General features: G+C 71.8%; 17 protein-coding genes. 12 read left to right on the top strand and 5 right to left on the bottom strand.

Annotated elements, in window-relative coordinates:
- Positions 1 to 303: 303 nt before the first annotated feature.
- Both P696_RS0106620 and P696_RS0106615 read right to left on the bottom strand, forming a co-directional pair.
- Positions 304 to 1,254, bottom strand: a complete 951-nt coding sequence (locus tag P696_RS0106620) for a C40 family peptidase (RefSeq protein ID WP_034483354.1) — start codon at positions 1,252 to 1,254, stop codon at positions 304 to 306.
- A 256-nt stretch (positions 1,255 to 1,510) separates the two neighbouring features.
- Complete coding sequence (locus P696_RS0106615; protein ID WP_245627533.1) at positions 1,511 to 2,776, bottom strand: NYN domain-containing protein; 1,266 nt, start codon at positions 2,774 to 2,776, stop codon at positions 1,511 to 1,513.
- Between the two features lie 229 nt (positions 2,777 to 3,005).
- On the opposite strand from P696_RS0106615, the gene P696_RS0106610 reads away from it, so the two are divergent.
- The 8 genes from P696_RS0106610 to P696_RS0106575 all read left to right on the top strand — a co-directional run bounded on the left by P696_RS0106610 (position 3,006) and on the right by P696_RS0106575 (position 13,626).
- Positions 3,006 to 4,835, top strand: a complete 1,830-nt coding sequence (locus P696_RS0106610; RefSeq protein ID WP_084336890.1) for a DEDD exonuclease domain-containing protein — start codon at positions 3,006 to 3,008, stop codon at positions 4,833 to 4,835.
- A 95-nt stretch (positions 4,836 to 4,930) separates the two neighbouring features.
- The gene (locus tag P696_RS0106605; protein WP_026411709.1) at positions 4,931 to 5,680 is read left to right on the top strand and encodes a rhomboid family intramembrane serine protease; all 750 of its coding nucleotides are present in this window, start codon (positions 4,931 to 4,933) and stop codon (positions 5,678 to 5,680) included.
- A 96-nt stretch (positions 5,681 to 5,776) separates the two neighbouring features.
- On the top strand, positions 5,777 to 6,280 hold the full coding sequence (locus tag P696_RS0106600; RefSeq protein ID WP_026411708.1) for a hypothetical protein: 504 nt from the start codon (positions 5,777 to 5,779) through the stop codon (positions 6,278 to 6,280).
- The gene (locus P696_RS0106595; RefSeq protein WP_026411707.1) at positions 6,280 to 7,662 is read left to right on the top strand and encodes a hypothetical protein; all 1,383 of its coding nucleotides are present in this window, start codon (positions 6,280 to 6,282) and stop codon (positions 7,660 to 7,662) included. Before P696_RS0106600 ends, P696_RS0106595 begins: the two co-directional genes overlap by 1 nt.
- A complete protein-coding gene (locus P696_RS43715) occupies positions 7,659 to 9,236 on the top strand; it encodes a VWA domain-containing protein (RefSeq protein WP_084336888.1) in 1,578 nt (525 codons plus the stop codon). The genes P696_RS0106595 and P696_RS43715 overlap by 4 nt, the downstream gene beginning before the upstream one ends.
- Positions 9,237 to 9,247: 11 nt before the next feature.
- Complete coding sequence (locus tag P696_RS0106585) at positions 9,248 to 10,375, top strand: ATP-binding protein (RefSeq protein ID WP_034483353.1); 1,128 nt, start codon at positions 9,248 to 9,250, stop codon at positions 10,373 to 10,375.
- Positions 10,372 to 13,257, top strand: a complete 2,886-nt coding sequence (locus tag P696_RS43710) for a DUF5682 family protein (RefSeq protein WP_051466975.1) — start codon at positions 10,372 to 10,374, stop codon at positions 13,255 to 13,257. Before P696_RS0106585 ends, P696_RS43710 begins: the two co-directional genes overlap by 4 nt.
- 81 nt (positions 13,258 to 13,338) lie before the next feature.
- Positions 13,339 to 13,626 carry an Lrp/AsnC family transcriptional regulator gene (locus P696_RS0106575; protein WP_026411705.1) on the top strand — a complete coding sequence of 96 codons (288 nt, stop codon included), beginning with the start codon at positions 13,339 to 13,341 and terminating at the stop codon, positions 13,624 to 13,626.
- 69 nt (positions 13,627 to 13,695) lie between these two features.
- Here P696_RS0106575 and P696_RS0106570 read toward each other — a convergent pair whose 3' ends face one another.
- From P696_RS0106570 to P696_RS0106560, 3 genes are all read right to left on the bottom strand, one after another.
- Entirely contained in the window at positions 13,696 to 14,382 is a 687-nt protein-coding gene (locus tag P696_RS0106570; protein ID WP_026411704.1) for a hypothetical protein, read from the bottom strand.
- A gap of 165 nt (positions 14,383 to 14,547) precedes the next feature.
- Positions 14,548 to 15,837 (bottom strand): anthranilate phosphoribosyltransferase, encoded by a 1,290-nt coding sequence (gene trpD / locus P696_RS0106565; protein WP_084336886.1) that lies wholly within the window; start codon positions 15,835 to 15,837, stop codon positions 14,548 to 14,550.
- Positions 15,838 to 15,948: 111 nt separating this feature from the next.
- The gene (locus P696_RS0106560) at positions 15,949 to 16,371 is read right to left on the bottom strand and encodes a response regulator transcription factor (protein WP_026411702.1); all 423 of its coding nucleotides are present in this window, start codon (positions 16,369 to 16,371) and stop codon (positions 15,949 to 15,951) included.
- Positions 16,372 to 16,561: 190 nt separating this feature from the next.
- Between P696_RS0106560 and ctaE the strand changes: the two genes are divergently transcribed.
- Genes ctaE through qcrB form a run of 4 tightly spaced genes read left to right on the top strand, consistent with a single transcriptional unit; the run spans position 16,562 to position 20,935 of the window.
- Positions 16,562 to 17,224, top strand: coding sequence for an aa3-type cytochrome oxidase subunit III (gene ctaE / locus P696_RS0106555; RefSeq protein WP_026411701.1), 663 nt, complete (start codon positions 16,562 to 16,564; stop codon positions 17,222 to 17,224).
- A gap of 44 nt (positions 17,225 to 17,268) precedes the next feature.
- Positions 17,269 to 18,180, top strand: coding sequence for a cytochrome bc1 complex diheme cytochrome c subunit (gene qcrC / locus P696_RS0106550; protein WP_026411700.1), 912 nt, complete (start codon positions 17,269 to 17,271; stop codon positions 18,178 to 18,180).
- Positions 18,177 to 19,283 carry a cytochrome bc1 complex Rieske iron-sulfur subunit gene (gene qcrA / locus P696_RS0106545; protein WP_026411699.1) on the top strand — a complete coding sequence of 369 codons (1,107 nt, stop codon included), beginning with the start codon at positions 18,177 to 18,179 and terminating at the stop codon, positions 19,281 to 19,283. The genes qcrC and qcrA overlap by 4 nt, the downstream gene beginning before the upstream one ends.
- A complete protein-coding gene (qcrB, locus tag P696_RS0106540; RefSeq protein ID WP_026411698.1) occupies positions 19,280 to 20,935 on the top strand; it encodes a cytochrome bc1 complex cytochrome b subunit in 1,656 nt (551 codons plus the stop codon). The genes qcrA and qcrB overlap by 4 nt, the downstream gene beginning before the upstream one ends.
- Positions 20,936 to 21,242 lie beyond the last annotated feature (307 nt).

Below are 21,242 nucleotides of genomic sequence, written 5' to 3'. Positions count from 1 at the left end.
CCGTGGCGCGCTCTGTCAGCGCCATGCACGCCGTTTCGCGTGCGCACGGGCGGGCCGGGCCTGCCGGGGATGCGGCGCGTGGGGCGCGTCGCGGGAGTGGCGGCGGCGCGTGGACCGCGTCCCGCCGGATCCGCGGCGCCAGGGGGGCGTCGCGGTGGTCACGACGCCTGGCAAGCGCCGAAGGTGCCCACAAGGTAGCAAAGTTCCATCAGAAGGCAAATCAACCCCAAAAAAGCCGTTGGGCCAGGTCAGAGACCTGGCCCAACGGCCATGAGGTGCTGAGAACGCCGGGATCGCCCGCTGTCAGGGGCGAGCGGCGCCGTACCAGGCGCCCTGGTAGTAGCCCGAGGTGATGTCGGCGATCTGGACCACGGTGCCGGTGTGCGGCGCGTGGATCATCTTGCCGTTGCCGATGTAGAGACCCACGTGGCCGAGGCTGTTGAAGAACACCAGGTCGCCCGGCTGGAGGTCGCTCTTGCTGACGTGCTTCAGGTTGCCCCACTGGGCGTAGGTGTCACGCCCGATGTCGACCCCGGCCGCCGCCCACGACTTCTCGGTCAGGCCAGAGCAGTCGTAGGAGCTGGGGCCGTCCGCGCCGTACACGTACGGCTTGCCCATCTGGGCGTAGGCGAAGTTGATCGCCGTGCGGGCGTTGCCGGAGGCCGGGCCGTTGTAGGTGCCGCCGCCACCGCCGCCGGACTTGTTGTTGTCCGTCGGGTCCTGGCCGCCGAGCTGCTGGAGAAGCTTCTTCTGGGTCTTGACCTGCTTGTCGAGGCCCGTCTTCTGCTTCTTCAGGTCGTTCAGCTTGCTCGTCACGTCGTCCAGCGTCTGCTGGGCCTGGGCCTTCTCCCGTGCCACGCGCTGGGCGGCGGCGAGGAACTGGGCGAGGGCGCCCGTCCGGTTGCGGGAGAGCTGCGAGATGACCGCCGCCTGGTCGAGGACGGTCTGCGGGTTGCCCGCCGAGACGAAACCCGTGACCGAGTCGGTCTCACCGTTCTTGTACGCGGCGGCCGCCATCTTGGCGATCGCCTGGCGCTGGGTCTCGTAGCTCTTCTGCTGGGTGTCGGACGCCTTCTTGGCCGCCGCGAGCTTCTTCTTCGCGCTCTTCAGCTGGCCCTGGGTCTTGTTGTACTGCTGGACCGCCTGGTCGACCTGCTCGTTGAGCTTGGTGAGCTTCTTCTTGACCTCGTCGGCGCTCGGCTTGGCGGGGGCGGCGCCGGCGAAGCCCTGAGGGAGAGTGAGCGAGGTCGCCACGGCGAGGCAGGCTGTCGCCAGCACACGGCGGGTCGTGGTGCCACGCTTGGGAACACTGGCCACGTTCGATATGCCCCTCTCGTCCAAGACGTCAGCGGACGACACTAGCGAGGGGTCACACCAGTCACAACCGATTCCCGCCGATCTGAACTAGTTACGCCCGGTTTTCCCACCGTGCGTCACCCAATGATCACGATGCGCGCGTGACGTGCTTCCCGTGTGCGAAGCCGGAGGCTCCATCAACACGGCCGGAGGCTCAATTCCTGCCGAGGCGGCGGAGGAGGAGGGGGGAGGGGACGGGGCGGGCGCCGGCTCGGCGGGCGGCGTCCTGGACCTCGCGGTCGGAGGAGACGACGACGACGGCGCGTCCGCCGGGTTCGGCGCGGACGAGTTCGCCGATGAGTTCGTCGGCGGTCTGGCCGGGCTGGCTGAACAGGACGCGGACGCCGCGGGGGGCGACCGTGGCGACGGGGGCGTCGAGTTCGGCGCCGTCGAAGACGCAGGTGACCTCGGCGCGGGTCTGGGCGGCGAGGCCGCCGAGGCCGGACAGCAGGCGGGCGCGCTGGTCGGCGAGGGTGAGGTCGCCGTAGCCGGTCTTGGTGACGTTGTAGCCGTCCACGACCAGGTGGACGCCGGGGAGCTGGAGGAGGCGGTCGAGCAGCTGGGGGTCGGCGTCGGAGAGGGCGCGGCCGGGGACGGCGCGGTGCGGCGGGGGAGCGGCGTCGCCGCCGGTCACCAGGTCGGCGGGACGGCCGATGGTCGACGGCAGGGCCAGTTCGCGCCGGACGCCCTGGGCGGCGTCCACGAGGGAGTCCAGGAGCATGCGCAGCCGGACGTCGTCGAGGTTGCGGTTCTCGCGGGCGGCGCGCTTGGCGGCCTCGGTGCCGGCCTCGGCGCGGTCGAGGCGGGTGCGCAGTTTGCGCAGTTCCTTCTCGGCGGCGGCGCGCGCGTCGCGGGCCTCGGCCAGCTCGTGCTCGGTGCGCGCGGCGAGGGAGTCGGCCCGTTCGCGTTCGGTCCTGGCCTTGCCGCGGGCCTCGTGCAGTTTGCGGCGTAGTTCGGAGATCTCGGACTTGGCCTCGCGGAGTTCGCCGCGCAGGCGTTCGAGGTCGGCGCCGCGGCTGGCGCGGGCGCTGGTGAGCTCGGCGCGCAGTTCGGCGATGCGGCGTTCGGCGCGTTCGCCCTCGGTCAGCGAGGCCGAGCGTTCCAGCTCGGCGCGGGCGTTCTCGATCAGGCCGGTCCAGCCGTCCGGGCGGAGCAGGTAGCCGAGCACGGCGACGCGGACGGGGTCGGCGGCGGCCGGGACGGCGCCGTCCTCGACGGCGGCGGCCAGGTCCGGGTGCGTCTCGCGTTCGGCCTCGCCGACGCGGGCGCGGAACCGCTCGTCGCGTTCGAGCAGGGCGGCGATGTGCTGTCCGGCGAGCTTGGCGCGCTTGCGCCGCTCGAACCGGGCGAACCGGCGCAGCGGGACGGGGACCTCGTCGAGCGGGAGGGCGCCGAGCAGCTCGGCGGCGGTCTCCACCACGCTCTGCCGGACCGCCTCGGGCAGGGGGCGGGGCGGGCGCTCCGCCGCCTCCGGACCGCTGTCGATGATCTCGCTCCTTCTCGCCGGCCGTTCTTGAGATGACTGTTTCCCGAGGTCACCCGCCTCAACCGGCGGCGACCGGTGCCCAGCCTAGCGGTCCGTGGAGGGGACGGCCCGAGCCGCGGGCCCGGCGGCCGTTCTGTCGGTGCGATGGCTTACGGTCGCCGTCATGACGTCCGCGCAGCACCTTCCCGGGTCAGCATCCCAGCCGGCGGCGACGCCGTCCCCCGGTCCGCGCGCGGTCCCCGCCGTCCCGCCGCAGGCCGTCCCCGTCCAGGGCACCCTGGACGATCTGGGCACGCCGCTGGCCGAGGTCACCTTCGTCGTGGTCGACCTGGAGACGACCGGCGGGTCGCCCGCCGACTGCGCCATCACCGAGATCGGCGCGGTGAAGGTGCGCGGCGGCGTGCATCTCGGCGAGTTCGCCACGCTGGTCGACCCGGGTGGTCCGGTGCCGCCGTTCATCACGGCGCTGACCGGCATCACGACGCAGATGGTGATGGCCGCGCCGCGCATCGGCGAGGTGCTGCCGTCCTTCCTGGAGTTCGCGCGCGGGAGCGTGCTGGTCGCGCACAACGCGCCGTTCGACATCGGGTTCCTGAAGGCGGCGTGCGCGCAGCTGGAGTACGCGTGGCCCTCGTTCCCGGTCGTCGACACGGTCGACCTCGCGCGCCGGGTCCTGACCCGCGACGAGGTGCCCAACCACAAGCTCGGGACGCTCGCGCGCCACTTCCGCACGGCGACCGAGCCGTGCCACCGGGCGCTCGCCGACGCCCAGGCCACCGTGGACGTCCTGCACGGCCTGATCGAGCGGCTCGGGTCGTTCGGCGTGACGTCGCTGGAGGAGCTGAAGGGGTTCGCGAAGGCCCCGACGCCCGAGCAGCGGCGCAAGCGGCACCTCGCCGAGAACGTGCCGAGCGAGCCCGGCGTCTACCTGTTCGAGGACGGCGGCGGCGAGATCCTGTACGTGGGGAAGTCGACGGATCTGCGCACCCGTGTCCGGTCGTACTTCACCGGTTCGGAGACGCGCTGGCGGGCGCGGGAGATGGTCGGGCTCGCCCAGCGGGTCCGGACGATCGTGTGCGCGACCGGCCTTGAGGCGGAGGTCCGCGAGCTGCGGCTCATCGCCGAGCACAAGCCGCGCTACAACCGGCGTTCCAAGTTCCCCGAGCGGGCGATCTGGCTGAAGCTCACCGCCGAGCCGTTCCCGCGGCTGTCGGTGGTGCGCGAGTCCCGCGACGACGGTGCGGTGTACCTCGGGCCGCTGTCGTCGATGCGGCAGGCCGAGGAGGCGAAGGCGGCGCTGCACGAGGCCGTCCCGCTGCGGCAGTGCACTCAGCGGCTGACGTTGCGGCTGGTCGAGAAGGGCGGGGGCCGCGCCTGCGCGCTGGCCGACCTCGGGCGCTGTGGCGCGCCCTGCGTCGGCGACGAGACGCCGGAGGAGTACGGCGGGCACGCCGAGACCGCGGGTTCCATCATGCGCGGCGACGTGCGGCCGGTCGTGCGGGCGGCGCGGCGGCGCATCGCGCGGCTCGCCGAGGAGTACCGCTACGAGGAGGCCGCCGCGCAGCGCGACCGGCTCGCCGCGTTCGTCCGGGCGGCGGCGCGGGGGCAGCGGCTCGCCCCGCTGGCGCGGTTGCCGCAGGTCGTGGCGGCGCGTCCGGCGTTCGACGGGGGCTGGGAGCTGTCGGTCGTGCGGTACGGGCGGCTCGCCGCGGCCGGGACGGTCCCGCCGCGCGCCGCGCCCCGCCCGTACGTGGACGCGCTGATCGCGACGGCCGAGACCGTGCTGCCGGGCGCGGGCGGCGCGCCGGGCGCGATGACCGGCGCGGGCGGCACCGGCGCCGAGGAGATGGAGTGCGTGCTGCGGTGGATGGACGCCCCGGGCGTCCGGCTGGTGGAGGTCGAGGGGGAGTGGACGTGCCCGGCGTACGGCGCCGAGTCGTTCCGCGGCTGGATCGACAACGCCTACGCCGCCGTGGACCCGTCCGACCGTTAGGGTTTGGTGGCATCTGCCCGAGAGACCCGAGATAGTCGTTTACGTCCCAGGCAATCGCCGACGCCGCCTCCTCCCGATCTGGACGCCTCCTCACCATGGCACTGCCCCTCTACGACAGTCAGCCCGCCCGGCGGGTCCCCTGGGTGACCTACCTGCTGGTCGCCGCGAACGTGCTGGTGTTCCTGCTCACGCCGATGGCGCAGTTCGCCACCTGGTACGGCGAGAACGACGTCCGCAAGTGCAAGGTGACGCAGTTCTCGATGGAGTACGGGGCCGTCCCGAAGGAGCTGACGACCGGCGAGCAGCAGCCGCTGCCGGCCGAGGTCGCCCACGAGTGCGGCCAGGCGACCTTCACCAAGACGCCGTGGACGTCGGCGTTCACCTCGATGTTCCTGCACTCCAACTGGGTGCACCTGCTGGGGAACCTGGTGGTGCTGTTCGTGGTCGGGATGGGGGTGGAGGACCGGCTCGGACGGCTCCGCTACCTGCTCGCCTACCTGCTCTTCGGGCTCGTCGCGGTGTGCGGCTTCGCCTACACCACGCCCGACTCGGGGATCCCGCTGATCGGGGCGTCCGGGGCGATCGCCGGGGTGCTGGGCGCGTACCTCGTCCTGAACCCGCGCGGCCGGATCATCAGTTACGTCGCGCCCGTCTTCGTCGCCCGGCTGCCCGTGTGGGTCGTGCTCGGATCGTGGTTCGTCATCCAGTGGCTGTCGCTCGGCGACACATCGAGCAACGTCGCCTACGTGGCTCATATCTACGGTTTCGCCAGCGGCATGCTGTTCGCGTTCCTCGCGCGCCGGGCCGGGCCCGCGCGCGGTATTGCCGCGCTGTCCCGAGGCTGATTCTCCCGGGGCTTCCCCGGACGTCCCGCAGGGATTGTCCCGCGCACCCGTCCGCGTTTCCCTGATTTTGTCGTACCCCCTTGGGATGATTGCGACATGTCAAACGAGGACGCGGATGACCTCGCGTGGGAGCGTTCCGCAGTGGTGCGGGTGACGCCCTCCGCCAAGGCGCGGAAACTGGCGAAGGTGCCGTTCGTCGAAATGGCGGGCGGACGACTCCAGGGCGTGGTGTCGAGTGGTTCCGACATCGCCCGGGTTTATGTTTCGTCCATTGCCGCGGAAACGCACGCTTTCAGCTGCAGCACCAACAACAACCGGAGGTGTGGGGGGCTGGGCGGCTCCTACATGTGCAAACACCTTGACGCGCTTCTCAAAGAGGCGGTGCTCCAGTACGGGGCCGAACGCGTCGCCGCCTATCTGGGCGTGGAGGCGGGGCCGGGCGGCGACGTCGCCGGAGCCCTCGACGGAACCGAGAGCGCGGACAACCCGGCCGCGACGGTGTTCAACCGGTTCCTGAGGCACCTGGCCTACCTGGAGCTTCCCGCGCGTCCCGCGCCCGTGCCCGAGATGCAGTGGTTCCCGGCCGGGGCGGTGGGCTGATGCTGAGCATGCACCTGGCCGCCCTGACCGGCGCCCTCCCGGACGGCCTCGACGACGCGCTCGACCTGGTCGGCGGGTTCGACGACGCCGTGACCCACGGCCTCGGACGGGTCGGCGAGCCAGAGGCCGCCGCGATCGAGGCGCTGGCCGCGGCCCTGTCCGCCGCGCCGCTCGGGCCGTCCGCGGCCGAGGCCGCCGCCAAGGTCGCGAGCGGATCGGCGTCCGAGGAGGGCCTCGGCGTGCTCGCCGCCGGACGCGCCGCGCTGCTCGGCGCCGTCCACGACGCCCTGCTCGACCGCTTCGACACGGCCGTGGGACGCGCCCGCGCCGCCTGGGACGAGCCCGCGCCGGTCCCGGCGTCCGGCGCGAACCTGCTGGCCGGAGCCCGGTCCTGGCTGCACGAGGTCGCCGTCACCGGGTGGCGTGGCGTGAGCCACGACCTGGTCGCGGCCGTCGACCCGACCGTGGAGGCGCTGCTCGCCGAACCCTCCCTGCGCCGCGTCGCGATGCTGATGGACGGCCTGGCCGCCGAACTGCGCGCGTCCAGCCCGGTCGCGACGATGGCCCGCGTCCCGGCCCGCCGCTGGGGTGACCTGTGGTCCCGCGCGATGCTGCTCACCTGGCAGGACGGCGCTCCCGCCGGGCCCGGCGAGCAGGTGTCGGGACGGCTGCTGCCGCTCGGCGTGGACGTCCACGAGCACCCGACCGGCGTCCAGGCGCAGGTCCACGGCGTCCTGGAGAGCGGCGGCACCAGGCGGCTCGTGCGCGCGAGCGTGTCGGCCGGGAAGGTCGACACGATCGTCGGGCCCGCGGTCTGGGGCGTCCTGGACGCCTTCCCCGTCCTGCTGGCCGCGCTCGCCGGGCACCGCGCCGTGGAGATCGACGGCATGACGCTGCTGCCCGGCGGCGACCTGCTCTGGTCCGAGGAGCAGGCCGAGGCCGGTGAGCCCGCCGACCCGTTCGCCACCGCCCGCCTCCAGCTGGACGACGCGACCGCACCGCCCGTCCCGCCGCTGGAGCGGCACCCGGTGCGCATCGCCGAGCCCGTCCTCCTGGAGGACTACCGGATCGACGGCTCCGACCTGGTCATCGACGACCACCGGCTGCGGGTCGAGCTGGGCAACCTGCCCGGCAGCGGCCCGCTGACGCCCGAGCTCGTGGCCGCGTCCAGGGCCTGCGTCGGGCTCGTCCGCTGGGACGCCGCGGGCTGGTCGCTGCGTCCGCTCGCCGTCCAGGCCACGGTGAAGAAGAAGCCGGTGGTCGCGCACGGCGGCGACTGGGCGCTCGGCCCGACCGACCCGAAGATCGTCAAGGCGCAGGCCCGGTCCGGGGACGCGGTGACGGTGCTGCGCGAGCGCGCGGGGCGGTTGTTGCGCAAATGACCGAGACCAACGCACACGAGACCAACGCACACGAGCCGAACCCGCACGAGCCGAACCCGCACGAGCAGGAGCCGGACGGCGAGGAGCTCCGGGCTCACGCGAACCGCAGGCAGGCGCTGTACTGGCGGCTGATGGCCCGGATGTTCGACGGCGAGGAGCAGCCCGCGCTGGAGTCGGCCGGCGTCGCCGTCGTGGGCGCGATCGGCCTGCCCCCGGCGCTGCTCGACCCGTCGGTGTCGATGGACACCCTGTTCCAGCGCTTCCCGGAGCTGGAGCCCGAGTTCGACAACCTGTTCGCCAAGGTCGGGGCCGACGGCTCGGACGAGATCGGCGCGGACGCCGTCCGCAACGCCGCGCTCATCTCCAAGCTGCTGATCAACGTGTTCCAGACCGGCCAGGGCAACGTCAGCGCCGACCAGCTCGCCGCGTGGCAGCGCGACGCGCTCCGGCTCCGCCGCGCCCTGTGCGGGGGAACGGGCCCCGGCGGCACCGGCGGGCCCGGTGAGTCCGGCGAAGGCGCGGACGGCCCCGGCGGCGGCGCGACCGGCTCTGCTTCCGGCTCCGGCGGTGGGACCCCCGGTTCCGCTTCCGGCTCGGGGTCGGGAGGCGGCGGCGAGTCCGGCGGGATCACCCAGGCTCCGGGCTTCGGCCCGGGCGGGGCCGGGTCCGGCTTCGACGCCGGGGACATCGAGAAGATCCTCCGCGACATCGAGGGCGACCTGGTCAAGCGGATGCGGCTGCGCGAGGTCCTCGCCGACCCGAAGCTCGCCGCGCGCCTCACGCCCAGCATGTCGCTGATCGAGCAGCTCCTGCGCGACAAGTCGAACCTGTCCGGCGTCGCGCTGCAGAACGCCAAGCGGCTCATCCGCCGGTACGTGGACGAGGTCGCCGAGGTGCTGAAGACGCAGGTGCAGCAGACCAGCGTCGGCTCGCCCGACCGGTCGATCCCGCCGAAGCGGGTGTTCCGCAACCTCGACCTCGAGCGGACGATCTGGAAGAACCTCACCAACTGGAGCCCGGACGACGAGCGCCTCTACGTCGACCGGCTCTTCTACAGGCACACCGCCAAGCGCACCACGCCGGCCCGGATGATCGTCGTGGTGGACCAGTCCGGGTCGATGGTCGACTCCATGGTCAACTGCACGATCCTGGCGTCGATCTTCGCCGGGCTGCCCAAGGTGGACGTGCACCTGATCGCCTACGACACCCGGGCGATCGACCTCACCCCCTGGGTGAACGACCCGTTCGAGATGCTGCTGCGCACCAAGCTCGGCGGCGGCAACGACGGGCCGGTGGCGCTCGAGATGGCCCGTCCCAAGATCACCGATCCGCGCAACACCGTGATGGTGTGGATCTCGGACTTCTACGAGTTCGACCGCTCCCAGCCGCTGTTCGACGGGCTCCAGTCCGTCCACCGCGCCGGGGTGAAGGTGATCCCCGTCGGCTCGGTGACCAGCTCCGGGACCCAGCACGTCAACCCCTGGTTCCGGCAGCGCTTCAAGACGATGGGCACGCCGGTGATCTCCGGCCAGATCGGCAAGCTCGTGTCCGAACTCAAGAACTTCCTCGACTAGGAGACCCCCAGATGACCGAGTCAGCCAACCAGGAAATGCTGCGCGCCCCCGCCGAGGTGAAGTTCGCCGAGGAGCTGGACTACCTGGAGTCGGTCGACGACGGCCCCAAGCCGTTCGCGTGGCGGCTCAGCCCGAAGATGGTCCGCACGTTCATCCTCGGCTCCGAGCGCGCGGACGGCCTGGACCGGGAGATCCCGCAGAAGTGGTTCGGCGACCGGACGTTCGTCGAGCGGAGCATCGTCACGCTCGCGTCCGACCGCGGCCTGCTGCTGATCGGCGACCCCGGCACCGGCAAGAGCTGGCTGGCCGAGCTGCTGTCGGCCGCGGTCTGCCGCAACTCCACGCTGGTCGTGCAGGGCACCGCGGGTACCACCGAGGACCACATCAAGTACTCGTGGAACGTCTCGATGGTGATCGCCAAGGGCCAGTCGCGGGAGTCGATGATCCCGTCCCCGATCATGACCGCGATGGAGACCGGCGTGATCGGCCGGTTCGAGGAGCTGACCCGCTCCACCAGCGACGTCCAGGACGCGCTGATCTCGATCCTGTCCGAGAAGTACGTCTCCATCCCCGAGCTGGACGACGACAACATCGTGTTCGCCAAGCCGGGCTTCTCGATCATCGCGACCGCCAACAGCCGCGACCGCGGCGTGAACGACCTGTCGTCGGCGCTGAAGCGGCGGTTCAACTTCGTCCGGATCCCGGTCGTGACGAACAAGAAGAGCGAGGCGGAGATCGTCCGGTTCCGCACGGTCGAGCTGCTGCGCCGCCACCGGATCGAGCTGGAGGTGCCGCCCACGCTGCTGGACATCCTGCTGCAGAGCTTCGCCGACCTGCGCGCGGCGTCGGCCGCCGCGGGCAGCGACGACGAGCGCCTGGAGTCGGCGCTGTCGACGGCCGAGCAGATCGGCGTCCTGGAGGACGCGATCCTGCACAGCCGCTTCTTCGGGGACGACACGCTGCGCGCGACGACCCTGGCGTCCTCGCTGGTCGGGTCGCTGGCCCGGCGCAGCCCCGAGGACCTGGCGATCCTGAACAAGTTCTGGCACGGCGTGGTCGAGGGACGCAGCAAGAAGGAGGGCGGCGAGTGGCAGGGCTTCCTGGAGGGCGGCCGCGAGGCGATCGCGACCCTGTCGTGAGCACCCCCACCGACACGAAGACCGACACGAAGACCGGAGCGGACGCGCCCGACGGCACGTTCGGCGCGCTCCGCGGCCAGCTGCGGGACGCGGCGGAGCGGTTCGCCGAGGCGCCCGGGGCCGCCGCCGACATCCTCGCGGGCATGGTGGACGACGTCGACCGCGCCCTCGCCGAGGAGCTGGAGATCTTCCCGGTCTGCCACCATTCGCCCGCCTCCGCGCTGGCGATGGCGCGGCGGCTGCGGGAGAAGCGGCCCAAGGTCGTCTACCTCGAGCTCTGCGAGGACATGCGGCCCCTGCTGGACGAGCTGCGCAACTGCAGGCTGCCCGTGGCGCTGCAGGCGTTCGCGAGCGACATCCAGGGTTTCGACCCGGAGTGGGCGCCGCTGTCGGTGGTCGCGCCGATCACCGAGGCGTCCGCCGAGTACCAGGCCATCGCCTACGCGCTGGAGACGCCGGGCGTCGAGCTGGTCGCGGTCGACTGGTCCACCGACCACGTCTTCCAGTGGGAGGAGTCCGACCCGGCGGCCAGGAGGGCCAAGCCGGACCCGGACGCCGAGGCCGGGCCCTCGTCCGCGACGGAGACCGAGGGCGAGGAGGAGGACGAGGAGTCCGCGCTCCACGGCGACGCGGTCGGCATCGAGCTGGGCGACCTGCGTCCCGGCTTCGCCGAGCTGGAGGAGTACCTGCTGCGCCACGGGCGGGTCCGGCACTGGTCGGAGTGGTGGGACCAGTACGTCGAGCAGCCGCTCAGCGGCGCCGGGTACGACGCCTACCGGCAGGTGATGCTGCTGGTCGGAAGCCTGTTCCGGCGGCTTCGCGACACCGGTGACCTGCGCCGCAGCGAGGAGCGCGAGCGGTTCATGTGGACCCGGATGCGGCAGCACCTGGCCGCGTCCGGGCTCGAGGCGGGCGACGCCCTGTACGTGTGCGGGGCGCTGCACGCCGCGAGCCGGGTCGAGCAGTTCGGCGTCCGCTCGGACGCGCCGTACGAGATCGCCGAGCGGACCGGGACGCGGTGGCTGCACGGCCTGATCCCGTCCAGCCACTCGGCGATCGAGGCGCAGTTCGGGCTGGCCCGCGGCTCGGTGTCGATCGCCGCCGCGACCTGGGAGAAGGCGCTCAAGCGCAGCGGCGTCGCGCCGTTCCGGCTGGCCGGGCAGAAGGGGACGAGCCGCAAGGCCCCCAAGGCCGGGCCCGCCGCCCAGGCGCCCGCCGAGGACCGGCTGTCCGGCTTCCTCACCACCCCGCCCGAGCCGGGCGTGCTGGACGAGCAGGAGCTGCTGACCTGGGCGGTCGACATCGTCCGGCTCGCCCGCCGCAACGGCTACATGGCGAGCACGGCCGACGCGATCGCGGTGGTCGAGACGTCGGTGCTGCTGGCGGGCGTCCGGGGGCGGAACCGCCCGACCCCGTACGACTTCCAGGACGCGGCGATCACCTGCATCGAGAAGGACTCGGTGCCGGGCCGCCGGGACGTCCGGCGGCTGTGCGAGATCCTGCTCGGCGGCGACCGGGTCGGCCAGGTCGGGTACGCGGCGCTGCCGCCGCTCGCCCAGAACGTCCTGGACCGGCTCGAGCCGCTCGGCCTGGACCTGACCCGGCGGACCGTCCAGCGGGCCCTGCTCGACCTGCGCTCGGAGCCGCGCCTGCAGGCGTGCTCGGACGTGCTGTGGATCCTGCACCGGATGCTGCCGCAGGGGATCGTCCGGCCGATCATGGGCTCGCGGAAGCTCGGCGAGCGGTCCGTCCAGGAGAGCTGGGACCTGTCGCTCGGCCGCGACCAGCGCTGGCTGGTGGAGCTCGGCTACGAGGGCGTCACGATCGAGCAGGTCCTCGAGCAGCGGCTCCGCAAGGTCGCCTGGGCCCCGGACGCGACGGCCTCGATCGCGCTCGGCGCCGTCGAGGACGCGCTGGTCCTGCTCCGCAACCGCCGGTTCGTGGACGAGCTGGGCGCCCGCGCGGTCGAGCTGCTGTCGGCCGAGCGCACCGTGGACGACGCGCCCGAGGTGCTGAAGCGGGTCCGGCGGCTGCTCGCGCACTACCGGGCCAGCGAGCCGGAGCTGCCCGCCTGGTGCAAGGAGTTCGTGACCGAGGGGTACGCGCACTACTGCACCCTGCTGCCGACGGCGTTCACCGACGACGAGACCGGCGTCCCGCAGGTCGCGGCGATGCTCGGGTTCCTGTTCGGGATGGAGAGCCTGGCGCTGTCGCTCGGCTGCGACCACGCCCAGCTGGAGATCGCGGTCGCCCAGTCGCACCCGGAGGCGCCGTCGAAGGTGGCGCTGCTGTGGGCGGCGCGCCTGCAGCTCGGCGTGCTCACCCGCGCCGAGCTGCGCGTCCGCTGCGACGAGATGCTCGGGAACCCGCTGGTCGTGCCCGCCTTCCCGCAGTACCTCACCGGGTTCGTGCACGCGCTCGAACCGGTCCCGACGTTCGCGCCGTTCGTCGTGGAGGTGATGTCGAAGGCGTTCGGGAGCCTGCCCGACCACGTCCTGCTGCCGTGGCTGCCGCGCCTGGTCACCACGCTGCGCGAGAACGCGGCGGAGCTGGTTCCGGTGCTCACCCGGGAGGCCGGGCGCACCTTCCCCGGCTCGCTCCCGGTCCTGGACTCCTGGACGCCGCCGTGGGAGGCCGCGCGGGAGACGGCGTCCGCCCGGGGAACCGCAGGTGCCGCCGGGCCCGCCGTGGCGTCCGGGCCGGTCGCGGAGCTGCTGGCCGCGCATCCGGCCGCGTGCGACGCGGCGGCGGCCCTGTTCGGGCTGGAGCCGGTCTGGCGGGCCGTCCCGGCGGGCACGTCCTCCGCGCACTCGGCGGCGGGGGAGCTGGTCGGACGGCATCCGTCCGCCGCCGAAGCCCTCGCCGTCCTGCTCACCGGGTGAACGCTCCGGGCCGGGCTCCGGACGGGCCCGGCCCGGGCGCTGGATAAGCTTCGGACCGTAACGACGGTTTCGGGAGGATCTGTGGTCACCGCGCTCGTGTTCATCAAGACCGACGTGGATCGCGTCCACGAGGCGGCCGAGGAGATCGCCGCCCTGGACGGGGTCAGCGAGGTCTACTCGATCACCGGCGGCTACGACCTGGTGGCCATGGTGCGCGTCCGGCGGCACGACGACCTGAACGCCGTGATCCCCGGACGGCTGAACAAGGTCCCGGGCGTCCGGGACACCGAGACGCACATCGCCTTCCGCACCTACTCCCAGCACGACCTCGAGGTCGCCTTCTCGCTGGGCCTCCCCGACGCCGACTGACCCCACGACGCGACGGCCCGCCGCACCTCGTCGAGCAGGTGCGGCGGGCCGGTCATGTCGCCCCGTCCGTCACGGGTAGTACGCGGCGAGCTTCTGCTTGATCACCGGGATCGTGGAGGCGAACGGGATCGGGGTCGGCGTGCCGTTGCGGTAGTCGAGCATGTCCATGCCGTAGACGGCGCGTCCGTGCCGGACGAGCGCGACCTGCCAGTGCTGGGTGCCGCCGCCGCCGTTGACGCCGGTGGTGAGCCGCCACACGTCCACGTCGTCCACGGTCTCGATCTTGGTCACGTCCAGGACGTACTGGGTGGTCTCAGTACCCTGTCCGGGCTTGTTCCGCTCGACGCAGGTGGTCAGGAGGTCCTTCCACTGCCGCTCGAAGGACTCGGCGTGGGCGCTGTCGGGGAAGACCCACACGTCGTTGTAGTTGTAGAACCAGAGGGACGTGTCGTACCGGGCGTCCAGCCCGTCCACCGCGCCGGTGGCCCGGCCGTAGGGCCAGCACCCCGGCCCGGTGACGCCGGGTTCGAAGTACGGGTTGACGTACGGGGTGGTCTTCCACGCCTCGCCCACCGGCGGCTGCTGGGCGGCCGGCACCAGCACGCCGCGGTCGACGCCGGACGCCGTCCGGGCGGGTGACGCCTTGGTGGGTGACGCCTTGGCGGGGGACGCGGCGTGGGCGGGGGACGCGGCGAGCGTCAGCGCCAAGAAGGCGGTGGTGGCCGCGGCGGTCGTCCGGACCCTGGAGACGAGCATCGGGCAGATTCCTCTCCGTCGTGGCGAGAACTCACTCGAAGATGATCATGCTCGCCGCCCCGGCGAAACTAATCCAAACTTGAACAACCGTTACCCGAGCGCAACAGGAACGGCCGCCCGCGGCACGAAGCGGACGGCCGGTCCCGACAGGTTCCCGACTGATCCTCAGCGCGCGGCGCTGGACACCTCTACCCAGCGCTCCAGCAGCCCGGAGGCGGTGCCCGAGTCCACCGCCTCGGCGGCGCGCCCGAACGCGGCCCCGAGCGCTCCGGTGAGCTCTCCGGGCGGCGGAGCGCCCTCGTAGGCGGCGATCAGCGCCGCCGCGTTCAGCAGCACCATGTCCCGCACCGGGCCCGCCTCGCCCGCCAGGACGCGCCGCGCGACCTTCCCGTTGTAGGCGGCGTCCGCGCCCCGCAGGTCCTCCGGACGCGCCGGGGGGATGCCGAGGTCGGCCGGGTCGAACACGGTCTCGGTGACCGCGCCGTCCCGCACCACCCAGACCGTCGAGGTGCCCGTGGTCGTCAGCTCGTCCAGCCCGTCGTCGCCCCGGAACACCAGGGACGAGCAGCCGCGCGCGGCGAACACCCCGGCCATGACCGGCGCCATCCGCGGGTGGAACACGCCGACGGCCTGGCTGGTCGGACGGGCCGGGTTCGTCAGCGGCCCCAGGAAGTTGAACACCGTCGGCGTGCGCAGCTCGCTGCGCGTCCGGGCCGCGTACCGCAGCGCCGGGTGGTACAGCGGCGCGAAGCAGAAGGTGATCCCGACCTCCTCGGCGACCCGCGCGGTCGCCGCCGGGGGCAGGTCGATCGCGACCCCCAGGCCCTCCAGCAGGTCGGCCGCGCCGCAGGACGACGAGGCGGCCCGGTTGCCGTGCTTGACGACCTTGACCCCGGTCGCGGCGGCCACGATGGCGGCCATCGTGGAGATGTTCACGGTGTGCGCCCGGTCACCCCCGGTGCCGACGAGGTCGGCGAACCGGCCCGGCACGTGGATCGGCGTGGCGTGCGCCATCATGCCCTCGGCGAGCCCGGCCACCTCGGCGACCGTCTCGCCCTTGGCGCGCAGCGCGACGGCGAATCCGGCGATCTGCACGTCGGTGGCCTCGCCGGACATGATCTGGTCCATCGCCCAGGCCGTCTCGGCGCTGGACAGCGAGACGCCGTCCAGAAGCGTGTTGAGCAGCGAGGGCCACGTCGTCGCCCCCGCGCCGGACGTGCCGCCCCTCACACCGGACGCCCCGCCGCCCGTGCCACCGGACGCCGCCGCGCCCCCGGCCCCGGACGGGCCGGAAACGGGCGAAGCGTTGGGCGTGGCCCCGGCTCCGGCCCCGGGCGGGCCCGGGACGGGCGCGGGCGTGGAGGCCTTGGCGGCGGGGTCGGGCGCGCCTGCGGAGGCGTCGCCGGACGGGCCGCCGGACGCGGCGGCGTTGTGGGCGCTGGTTCGGGCGTCCATGGGTTCCCCCAGGTTCGGGTCCTGCGGGGTAGGCCGGTGGGGTCCTCGCCCGTTCCGGCCGGGACGGGGCCGGGGGACGGAAGATCCCCCGCCTCCCCGGCGAGCTGGTGCTTACAGTGCGGGAAGGCGGTTGTCGGCCCGCCAGCGCATGAGGTCGGCGACGGCCTTGGCGACCGCCATCGGGTCGAGCGGAAGGCCGATCACGGCGTCGGCGCGCGACCAGGTCGCCAGCCAGCCGTCGTCGCGGCGCGCGATGATCGCCAGGATCGGCGGGCAGTCGTACACCTCGTCCTTGGCCTGCCGGGCCACGCCGAGGCCGCCCGCCGGGCGCGCCTCGCCGTCCACCACCACGACGTCGATGTCGCCCCGGTCGAGTCGCTCCACCACGGCGGGCTGGGTGGCGATCTCGACGAACTCCACCGCCGGGAGGTCGGCGGCGGGCCTGCGTCCGATGGCGAGACGGATCTGCTCGCGCGTGTTCGCGTCGTCGCTGTAGACGAGAACCTTCATCGGACCCTCCGGGGCGTCGCTCATGGCAGGCAAGGCTACCGGTTCGGCGCGGCGCGCACGAGAGCGCGGTTCCCGGGACCGTCCCGGAGGGCGAAATGCCCTGCTGAATAGGGCTTTGAGGGGATGTAGCGGGCGGGACACGGAGGGTTCCGGGACACGCTCGGGAACTCCAGAAGGGGGGTCATGCGTCAGTCACTGAACGGGTGACGTAATAATGCTGCCCGTGGCAACAGCATCCGCGATAGAGACAACACCTCACGCTCGGGCGAACCGTCCCAACTTGGTCAGCGTGGGGACGATCGTTTGGCTGTCGTCCGAGCTGATGTTCTTCGCGGCCCTGTTCGCGATGTACTTCACGATCCGCTCCGTGACGATCGGCCAGCACGGTCACGACGCCTGGCCAGGCGCCGAGCTGGACCTGCCGCTGTCGGCGTTCAACACGACCGTTCTGGTGCTGTCCTCGGTGACATGCCAGATGGGCGTGTTCAAGGCCGAGGCCGGCAAGGTCGGACGCACCGGCGGCCTGCTCAACTTCCGCCAGTGGGGACTGCGCGAGTGGTACGTCCTCTCGCTCCTCATGGGCGCCTACTTCGTGGCGGGTCAGCTCTTCGAGTACACCAACCTGGTCACCAAGGACGGCCTGACCCTGTCGTCCTCGGCGTACGGATCGGTCTTCTACCTGACCACCGGGTTCCACGGTCTGCACGTGACCGGCGGCCTCATCGCGTTCCTGTTCGTACTGGGACGCACCTACGCCGCCAAGCGCTGGACCCATGAGCAGGCGACGAGCGCGATCGTCGTGTCCTACTACTGGCACTTTGTGGACGTGGTCTGGATCGGCCTGTTCGCGACGATCTACCTGCTCGACCTGAAGTGATCCGTCCGACCTCCAACGACGACAAGACCCGAACGGGGATTTCCGTGAAAAGGATCACCGCATGGCGACGGCGCCCGTGGGCGGGCTACGCCGTCGTGCTGGCGGCCCTCGCGGCGATCGCCGGCCTCTACGCCGGCTTCTCGCCGAAGACCGACCGCGCCGAGGCGGCAGGAACCGCCGACGCCCAGGCCGATCTCGCCAACGGCAGGCAGCTCTTCAACCAGAACTGCGCCAGCTGCCACGGCCTGAACGCCGAGGGCACCAAGGACGCCAAGGGCAAGCCGATCGCGCCGAGCCTGCTGGGCGTCGGCGCCGCCTCCGTCGACTTCCAGGTCAGCACGGGCCGCATGCCCGCGATGAACCCTGGCGCGCAGATGCCGCGCAAGAAGCCGATCACGCTCTTCAACACCGAGATCAAGACCGACTACTCGGAGGCGGAGAAGCGCGAGGCCGCCGAGAAGCAGAAGGCCCAGGCCGAGAAGAACCTGCGTGACCTCAGCGGGTACATCGCCCAGCTGGGCGGCGGTCCGGCCATCCCGACGACCGACCAGGTCGACCCGACCAAGGGCGACGTCGCCGTCGGCGGCAAGCTCTTCCGCACCAACTGCGCCCAGTGCCACAGCTTCACCGGGCAGGGCGGCGCGCTGACGGGTGGCAAGTACGCCCCGCCGCTGGCGGGCAACGACGTCTCGCCGACCCAGATGTACGAGGCGATGCTGACCGGTCCGCAGGCGATGCCGGTGTTCAACGACACCACGCTGACCCCGAAGGACAAGCAGGCGATCATCGCCTACCTCGTGCAGACCCGTGACGAGCCCAACCCCGGTGGCAACGGCCTCGGCCGCATCGGCCCGGTGTCGGAAGGCCTGGCGGGCTGGCTGATCGGCGTCGGCCTGATGGTGCTGGCGGCGATGTGGATCACCGCGAAGAAGCCGAAGAAGCTGAAGAAGTCATGAGCGACAACAACCACACCGCGGGCTCCGAGGAGCCACGCGAGGACGGCGCGTCCGGCCGGGTGGTGGGCACGCCGTCCCCGGCCAAGGGCGGGTCCCTGCTGGCCAAGGACGACGAGGGCGCCAAGCCCCCGGCGGAGCCGGGCATCGAGTTGGACGAGAAGTCCGCGAAGAACGCCGAGCGCATCGTCGCCACGTTCTTCCTGCTGGCGTTCGCCGCCAGCGTGGCCTTCATCGCCTACTTCATCGGCTGGAGCGGCCGCGACGGCGGCATGCACGGCGTGATCCGCACCCGCGAGTCGAACTTCTGGCTCGGCGGGACGCTGGCGGTCGCCATGCTGGCCATGGCGTTCGGCGTCACCATCTGGGTGCGCCGCCTGATGACCAGCAAGCCGATCATCCAGGAACGCCACGCGATGGCGTCGGACGCGAACACCCGCGCGGCGTTCGAGGCCGACTTCCTGGAGGGCGCCGAGGACAGCGGCATCACCAAGCGGCCGCTGCTGCGCCGCACGCTGCTGCTCGCCACCGCGCCGCTCGGCCTCGCGCCGCTGGTGCTGCTGCGCGACCTCGGCCCGCTGCCGGAGAAGCGGCTCCGCCACACCTTCTGGGGCGCGGCCGTGAACAAGGCCAAGTCCGAGGGCAAGAAGGGCGTCCGCCTGGTGGTGGACGGCACGAACGCGCCCCTCAAGGTCTCCGACTTCAACTCGCCCGGTGGCATGATCACCGTGCTGCCGGAGGGCATCGAGGAGGAGAAGGAGGCGGCCAACGAGATCGCCAAGGCCGTCACCATCCTGATCAACGTCCCGAACGAGCTGTTCAAGCCGGTCAAGGGACGCGAGAACTGGCACGTCAACGGGGTCGTGGCGTACTCCAAGATCTGCACGCACGTGGGCTGCCCGGCGGCGCTGTACGAGCAGACCACGCACCACATCCTGTGCCCGTGCCACCAGTCGACGTTCGACGCCACCGACGGCGCGAAGGTCGTCTTCGGCCCGGCGCACCGTCCGCTGCCGCAGCTTCCGCTGGGCGTGGAGGACGGTTACCTCATCGCCACCGACGACTTCCCCGAGCCGATCGGTCCGAGCTTCTGGGAGCGCGGATGAGCGACGCAAGTGCACCGAAGGCGGTCTCCGGGCCGCTGACCTTCCTGGACGACCGGCTCGGCTCGACCAACTTCTTCCAGCGCAACGTCAAGAAGGTCTTCCCGGACCACTGGTCGTTCATGCTGGGCGAGATCGCGCTGTACTCGTTCGTCATCCTGCTGCTGACGGGCACCTTCCTCACGCTCTGGTTCCACCCGAGCATGGAGGAGGTCACCTACAACGGCTCGTACACCAAGCTCCAGGGTGTACGGATGTCGGACGCCTACAACTCGGCCCTGCACATCAGCTTCGACGTGCGCGGCGGTCTGCTCATGCGGCAGATCCACCACTGGGCCGCGGTCCTGTTCATGGCGTCGATCCTGGCGCACATGCTCCGGATCTTCTTCACCGGCGCGTACCGCAAGCCGCGCGAGCTGAACTGGCTCATCGGCATCAACATGTTCATCCTGGGCATGCTCGAGGGCCTGTTCGGCTACTCGCTGCCGGACGACCTGCTCTCCGGCACGGGCCTGCGCATCACCCAGGGTGTCATCGAGGCGATCCCGCTGGTCGGCACCTACATCTACATGTTCCTGTTCGGCGGCGAGTTCCCCACCGGTCAGTACGGGGACCTGATCCCGCGCCTGTACGCCATCCACATCCTGCTGATCCCGGGCATCATCCTGGGGCTGGTGACCGCGCACATGATGATCATGTGGCACCAGAAGCACACCGCGATGCCGTCCAAGAACCAGAGCAACGAGCAGGTCTACGGCTACCCGTTCTACCCGGTCTTCATGGCCAAGACGGGCGCCTACTTCCTGTTCACGTTCGGCGTGCTGGCGGTCCTCGGCGCGTTCGCCCAGATCAACCCGATCTGGCTGTTCGGGCCGTACGACCCGGGCGCGATCTCGTCGGGCTCCCAGCCCGACTGGTACATGGGCGTCCTGGAGGGCGCGCTGCGCCTGATGCCGGGCCAGGGCACCGAGTGGGTGATCTGGGGTCACACGATCAGCCTGAACGTGCTGATCCCGGCGCTGGTGCCGCTCGGCATCGTGTTCGGCGGGGCGATGGCCTGGCCGTTCATCGAGCAGTGGGTCACCGGTGACAAGCGCCGGCACGACATCAACGACCGGCCGCGCAACGCCCCGGTCCGCACCGCGATCGGCATGGCGGCCGTGGCCTTCTACGGCCTGCTGTGGCTGGCCGGAGCCAACGACGTGCTGGCCGACAAGTTCCACGTGTCGCTGTTCGCGACGACCTGGTTCTTCCGGTTCGCGATCTTCATCGGCCCGGTCGTCGCCTACATCGTCACCAAGCGGATCTGCCTGGGTCTCCAGCGCAAGGACGCGGCGGTGGCGGGACACGGCGTCGAGTCCGGCATCATCGTGATGGGCCCCGACGGCGGCTTCAGCGAGCGGCACGAGCCCGCCCGCGAGGAGGAGATGATCAAGATCCTCTCCAAGGAGAACGCCCGTCCGGAGGCGCCCGCCACCGACGCCAACGGCATCCCGGCCCCGAGCCAGAAGGGCCCGATGGGCCACCTGCGCTCGCGGCTGCAGCGTGCCGCGACCTTCGACGACATCCCGATCGAGGAGCACGGCGAGGGCCACGGCGAGCACGGTGACGAGGCGGTCGGCAGCGGCTCGGGCCCCAAGCAGCTCGGCCACTGACACCAGCGTTGCCACGGGCGAGGCCCGTCCCCGGATCTCCGGGGGCGGGCCTCGCCGCTTTCGCGGGGCCGTCTGGTCGCGCCTTGCCCGGTTCCTGCCGTTGCCGGCGGGGGTTTTGGCTGAACGAGACCTTCGAGGGCGCGAGCGTCTCCGACCCGGGATTCCTGGCGCTCCGCGCTGCACGGTCGTGGTGAGGATCGTTCCCGTTCCGCGAAGGACCGTTAGGCGGTTCCAGATTTCCGCCCCGGTCGGCCCCTTGGGGAGCCGACCGGGGCGGATCTGTTGGTGGGGGAGGGACATGGGATCC

Source organism: Actinomadura oligospora ATCC 43269, from assembly GCF_000518265.1.
GTDB classification, from domain to species: Bacteria; Actinomycetota; Actinomycetes; order Streptosporangiales; family Streptosporangiaceae; genus Spirillospora; species Spirillospora oligospora.
This window is presented reverse-complemented; position numbering and strand designations above follow the sequence as displayed.

What these genes read in the sequence shown, in the direction of transcription:
- P696_RS0106605 (WP_026411709.1), top strand. Translation starts at nt 4,931, where the DNA reads ATGGCACTGCCCCTCTACGACAGTCAGCCCGCCCGGCGGGTCCCCTGG.
- trpD (WP_084336886.1), bottom strand. Translation starts at nt 15,837, where the DNA reads ATGGACGCCCGAACCAGCGCCCACAACGCCGCCGCGTCCGGCGGCCCG.
- P696_RS0106595 (WP_026411707.1), top strand. Translation starts at nt 6,280, where the DNA reads ATGCTGAGCATGCACCTGGCCGCCCTGACCGGCGCCCTCCCGGACGGC.
- P696_RS43715 (WP_084336888.1), top strand. Translation starts at nt 7,659, where the DNA reads ATGACCGAGACCAACGCACACGAGACCAACGCACACGAGCCGAACCCG.
- P696_RS0106610 (WP_084336890.1), top strand. Translation starts at nt 3,006, where the DNA reads ATGACGTCCGCGCAGCACCTTCCCGGGTCAGCATCCCAGCCGGCGGCG.
- qcrA (WP_026411699.1), top strand. Translation starts at nt 18,177, where the DNA reads ATGAGCGACAACAACCACACCGCGGGCTCCGAGGAGCCACGCGAGGAC.
- P696_RS0106560 (WP_026411702.1), bottom strand. Translation starts at nt 16,371, where the DNA reads ATGAGCGACGCCCCGGAGGGTCCGATGAAGGTTCTCGTCTACAGCGAC.
- qcrB (WP_026411698.1), top strand. Translation starts at nt 19,280, where the DNA reads ATGAGCGACGCAAGTGCACCGAAGGCGGTCTCCGGGCCGCTGACCTTC.
- P696_RS0106585 (WP_034483353.1), top strand. Translation starts at nt 9,248, where the DNA reads ATGACCGAGTCAGCCAACCAGGAAATGCTGCGCGCCCCCGCCGAGGTG.
- P696_RS0106570 (WP_026411704.1), bottom strand. Translation starts at nt 14,382, where the DNA reads ATGCTCGTCTCCAGGGTCCGGACGACCGCCGCGGCCACCACCGCCTTC.
- ctaE (WP_026411701.1), top strand. Translation starts at nt 16,562, where the DNA reads ATGCTGCCCGTGGCAACAGCATCCGCGATAGAGACAACACCTCACGCT.
- P696_RS0106600 (WP_026411708.1), top strand. Translation starts at nt 5,777, where the DNA reads ATGTCAAACGAGGACGCGGATGACCTCGCGTGGGAGCGTTCCGCAGTG.